This is a genomic window from Maricaulis sp. (assembly GCF_030149425.1).
Classification (GTDB): domain Bacteria; phylum Pseudomonadota; class Alphaproteobacteria; order Caulobacterales; family Maricaulaceae; genus Maricaulis.
The window spans coordinates 1-4,153 of the sequence record NZ_JASBRQ010000084.1; the positions used below are offsets into that span (position 1 = coordinate 1).

Sequence of the window (4,153 nt, forward strand, 5' to 3'; positions counted from 1 at the left end):
CGTGTGCAAGATCGTCGATTACGGCAAGCTCAGATACCAGGAGCAGAAGAAGAAAGCCGAGGCACGCAAGAAGCAGAAGACCGTCGAGATCAAGGAGATCAAGATGCGTCCGAACATCGACGTGCACGACTATCAGGTGAAGACCAAGGCCATGACGCGCTTCTTTGAAGCCGGTGACAAGGTCAAGGTCACGCTGCGCTTCCGCGGCCGCGAAATGGCGCACCAGGACCGGGGTATGGATATCATGAACCGGGTCAAGGAAGACTTCGCCGAAACCGCCAAGGTGGAATTCGAACCGAAGATGGAAGGCCGTCTGATGGTTATGGTGATGGCACCGCGCTAGAGCGTTGGCATTACACGCAAAAGGGCCGTCCCGCCGGGGCGGCCCTTTTTGTTTGCGTCAATTGCGCGCAGAAAGCGGCCAAACCGCGCCGGGAGTGTGATGCAATGGTTCACAAGGCGTTCAATCCAAACCGGTTTATCTACACCTAGCAGGTCCGGTCGGGCGGATTGCGCCGGGAGGTGAAGCGTGTTCCAATCACAGCAACCGGGGGATGAGACATGATTGAACGTCTATTAGGCGGGCTATTGGCAGGCATGAGCCTGGTTGCACCCGCGCTGGCGCAGGATCTGACGGCCGAGCCCAGTTTCGGCGATGTCTCCCTGTCCGCCGGCTTTACTCCCGATCCCTTTGTGGTGTCCCTGCGGGCTGGCGGTGCGATTGATGCCAGCGCCTCAATTCATGCCGGATGCCCGGGGTTCATCGCCGACGCGCCGGATTTTGACCTGTATTACAATGCCGGCTCACTGCCGCTGATCATCAGCGCCGAGGCGGACGCCGATACCACGCTGATCATCAATGCTCCCGACGGCCAATGGTATTGCGACGATGATGGCGGGCCGGGCGTCAATCCGAAGATCCGTTTCGCCGAGCCGCAGACCGGGCTCTACGATATCTGGGTCGGCTTTTACGGCCAGGCCCGCACCTACCCCGCAGACTTGAAGATTTCAGAGCTGGATCGCTGATCCGCGCGCTTTTTCTGGAGGACAGAAACGACATGAATATCCGTTTTCTTGCCTGTACATCCCTGATCGCCCTCATGGCCACGCCGGCCGTTGCTGCCCAGGACTGGGATGCACCGCCGGCCTATGGCCGGTCGAACCTGGAAGCCGGTTTCGCCGATGATCCACGCTCGATTGCGATCCAGGCGGGTGGCGCCATCGACGCCTCGGCGCTGTCGCCGGAGTGTTATGGCTATATCACCCATCAGCCCTCGCATTCGCTCGACTATGAGGCCGGGGCATTCTCTCTCTATATCTCGGCTGCATCGGATATGGACGGTGTCCTGGTCGTGCGCGCTCCGGACGGCAGTTTCCATTGTAATGACGATGCGCCCGGGCTCGGGCTTCATCCGGGCGTGGAGTTCACGGCGCCGATGTCGGGCGAGTACGATATCTGGGCCGGCTCGCTGGGCTTCGGGTCGGGGTATGAGCCGGGTGAATTGCACATCTCCGAGATCAGCTTCTTTGACGATAATCGCTTTTCCCGCGCGCCCGAGGCCAGCCTGCCGCCTAATGCGGGCCGTTTGAGCCTGAGCGCCGGTTTCGCCGAGGACCCGCAGCGCCTCGCCGTTCAGGCCGGCGGTGATGTCGATGCCGGCCGCACGACCAGCGAGTTTTGCTGGGGCCGGGTCTCGCAAGCGCCGGATGTCTGGATCGATTACCAGGCCGATGAGGCTTTCGATCTCTATCTTTCGATGGAGGCCGACGAGGACACCACCTTGGTCGTGCAGGGTCCGGACGGTGTCTGGAGCTGTGACGATGACACGGCTGGTGACTTCAACCCGGGTGTTCGCATTCGCGATCCCCAGTCCGGGCGCTATGCCGTCTGGGCCGGCCGTTACTCGCCCGGACCGCTGACCGATGCGACCCTGTTCGTTTCGGAGCTGGGCTTCCGCGGTGATACCTCTGGACCGCCCCAGCTCGACTGGACGATGGACCCGAATTACGGCTCGGTTGAACTGGATGCCGGTTTCACGCCTGACCCGCATACCGTACCGTTGATGGCCGGCGGCGATCAGGATGTGTGGGAAGCGGTCGGTGAGAATTGCCGCGGCTTCGCGACCCGGGCACCCGATTATGATCTGAACTATACGGCGGGCGGCTATGACCTTTACGTCTCCGCCACCTCGGACAATGATGCGACGCTGATCATCAATGCCCCGGACGGTACCTGGTGGTGTGATGATGACAGCGCCGGAAACCTCAATCCGGGTGTGCATTTCGACGCGCCGCAGTCCGGTCTCTACAATATCTGGGTGGGCACGTTCAGCGAGGGCGATCTCGCCCCGGCCGAGCTACATGTCTCAGAGCTGGCCTTCGGGAATGCCTACGCTGACGGTGCGGTTTTCGATCTCGCGCTGCCTGCCGAGCATGGCGAGATTATCCTGCAGAGTGGATTTGATCCCGATCCGGTGGCCGTTGACGTCCGGGCCGGTGGCGGTATCGCTGCCGATGCGGGCGCGGACGGAATGTGCCGCGGTTACGCCAATGCGGCGCCGGACTACCAGGTGACTTTCGAGGCCGGCAATGCCTTCGACCTCTACATCTACGCGCAATCCGAAGGTGATACGACGCTGACCATCAATGACCCGAACGGCAATTGGGTTTGCAATGATGACCAGGAGGGCTTTGACCCGGGTATTGCCTTCGAGAACCCGTCATCGGGTGTCTATGACATCTGGGTGGGGTCCTATTGGGAAGGCGCCGATCTCGAAGCGCGGCTCTTCATTTCTGAGCTCGGCTTCACCCGGTCCGAATAAAAATAAATTATTTCAATGATCTGAAGTGTGGGCGGCGCCTTTGGGTGCCGCTCATATTTTTTGCGCCGAGCCAAGGGTGGTGCCGGTTGGCAGCATGGGAATGTTATACTATATCATCCTCCACTCTGGAGCGATGCCGATGCTGAAACGCCTTTCGACGGGCCAATCTGAAGACAAGTGGGATGCCGCCGGTGTCGGCTTGTCCGCTCTGTGCGTTGCCCATTGCCTGCTGTTCCCGGCAACCGCTGTTGCCGCTCCGATGCTGGCGCCCGGTTTGAGCGAAACGCTTGGGCTCGGCCATGAATGGCATATTGGGCTGCTCATGGTGGCGATCCCGATTTCCATCCTGGCGCTTGGCTGGGGTGCGCGGCGCAATAATGGCGGCTGGAGCCTGTTTGCGCTTGGTGTGTTCGGCCTGTCCCTGATGACGCTGGGTGCGCTGCACCTGTTTGCATTCTGGATCGAAACCGCCCTGACCTTGACGGGTGTAACCATTCTGGCTTTGGCGCACCTTGCAAACTGGCGTGCACGTTGGCGCCGCGGGCATGATCACCGCAATGAGTGTGGTGTTTGCGAGACAGCGACCCATTAAATCGGCAGTTTGGCCTCGTTCACGGGGCTTCTTCGCCATCGATTGGTGATTGACACTTTTATCGTGCAGGCGAAGCGCATAGTAGTATTATACCACGTGACGATTGCAGCATTAAGTTGCAAATTCAAGGGTTTCGTCTAACGCATGTCAAATGCCTCCCGCCCCAGCCTGCTGATCGCCGACGACAATGCCGATTTTCGCGACATTGTTCGTGAAGTCGCTGAGCCCGAGGGCTGGGCGGTGACCGAATGCAATAATGGCGCGGAGTTGATGGCGGCGCTGAAAGCGACGGACCGCCCGAGCTGTGTGGTGCTGGACCTCGTCATGCCGGAGATGGACGGGATCGAGACGCTGATGGCGTTTCTCAGTGCCGAAAGCATCCCCGAGATCATTCTCGTTTCCGGCAGCGATCCGGTGCATTTGCAAACCGCCGAGATCATCCTCGCCGAGCGGGATGTGACGCTGCTGGCCAAGCTGCGCAAGCCGGTCCCGGTGCGGGAGCTGCGAGCGGCGCTGGCCAAGTCGAGCCTGGCTGCGGCGGCCAGCTAGGCTTCTGCCGCGAAACCGCTTGCGGGCCTTGCATTCCCGCACATTCCGCGTATAACCCCCGCTCTTTCAAGAACCGCGCGTCGGGCCCGATCGACATGCCTGCGCGTGAAACTGTCCCCGGAATGCCCCGGCATTCCAACAAGGAGATCGAAATGTCGAAGATGAAGACCAAGAGCGGCGCCAAGAAGCG

At 60.5% G+C, this 4,153-nt stretch carries 5 protein-coding genes; all 5 read left to right on the forward strand.

The annotated features are described in order from the left end of the window. Positions 1–343 (forward strand): translation initiation factor IF-3 (infC, locus tag Q1V57_RS14720; RefSeq protein ID WP_300532355.1); only part of this gene is annotated, 343 nt, incomplete at its 5' end. A 218-nt stretch (positions 344–561) separates the two neighbouring features. Next, positions 562–1,026, forward strand: coding sequence for a peptidase S1 (locus Q1V57_RS14725; RefSeq protein WP_300532357.1), 465 nt, complete (start codon positions 562–564; stop codon positions 1,024–1,026). 32 nt (positions 1,027–1,058) lie between these two features. Next, on the forward strand, positions 1,059–2,822 hold the full coding sequence (locus tag Q1V57_RS14730; protein WP_300532358.1) for a hypothetical protein: 1,764 nt from the start codon (positions 1,059–1,061) through the stop codon (positions 2,820–2,822). 139 nt (positions 2,823–2,961) lie between these two features. Next, positions 2,962–3,414, forward strand: coding sequence for a MerC domain-containing protein (locus Q1V57_RS14735; protein ID WP_300532360.1), 453 nt, complete (start codon positions 2,962–2,964; stop codon positions 3,412–3,414). A 144-nt stretch (positions 3,415–3,558) separates the two neighbouring features. Beyond that, positions 3,559–3,963 (forward strand): response regulator, encoded by a 405-nt coding sequence (locus Q1V57_RS14740; RefSeq protein ID WP_300532362.1) that lies wholly within the window; start codon positions 3,559–3,561, stop codon positions 3,961–3,963. The last annotated feature ends 190 nt before the right edge of the window (positions 3,964–4,153 follow it).

What these genes read in the sequence shown, in the direction of transcription:
- Q1V57_RS14735 (WP_300532360.1), top strand. Translation starts at nt 2,962, where the DNA reads ATGCTGAAACGCCTTTCGACGGGCCAATCTGAAGACAAGTGGGATGCC.
- Q1V57_RS14740 (WP_300532362.1), top strand. Translation starts at nt 3,559, where the DNA reads ATGTCAAATGCCTCCCGCCCCAGCCTGCTGATCGCCGACGACAATGCC.
- Q1V57_RS14730 (WP_300532358.1), top strand. Translation starts at nt 1,059, where the DNA reads ATGAATATCCGTTTTCTTGCCTGTACATCCCTGATCGCCCTCATGGCC.
- Q1V57_RS14725 (WP_300532357.1), top strand. Translation starts at nt 562, where the DNA reads ATGATTGAACGTCTATTAGGCGGGCTATTGGCAGGCATGAGCCTGGTT.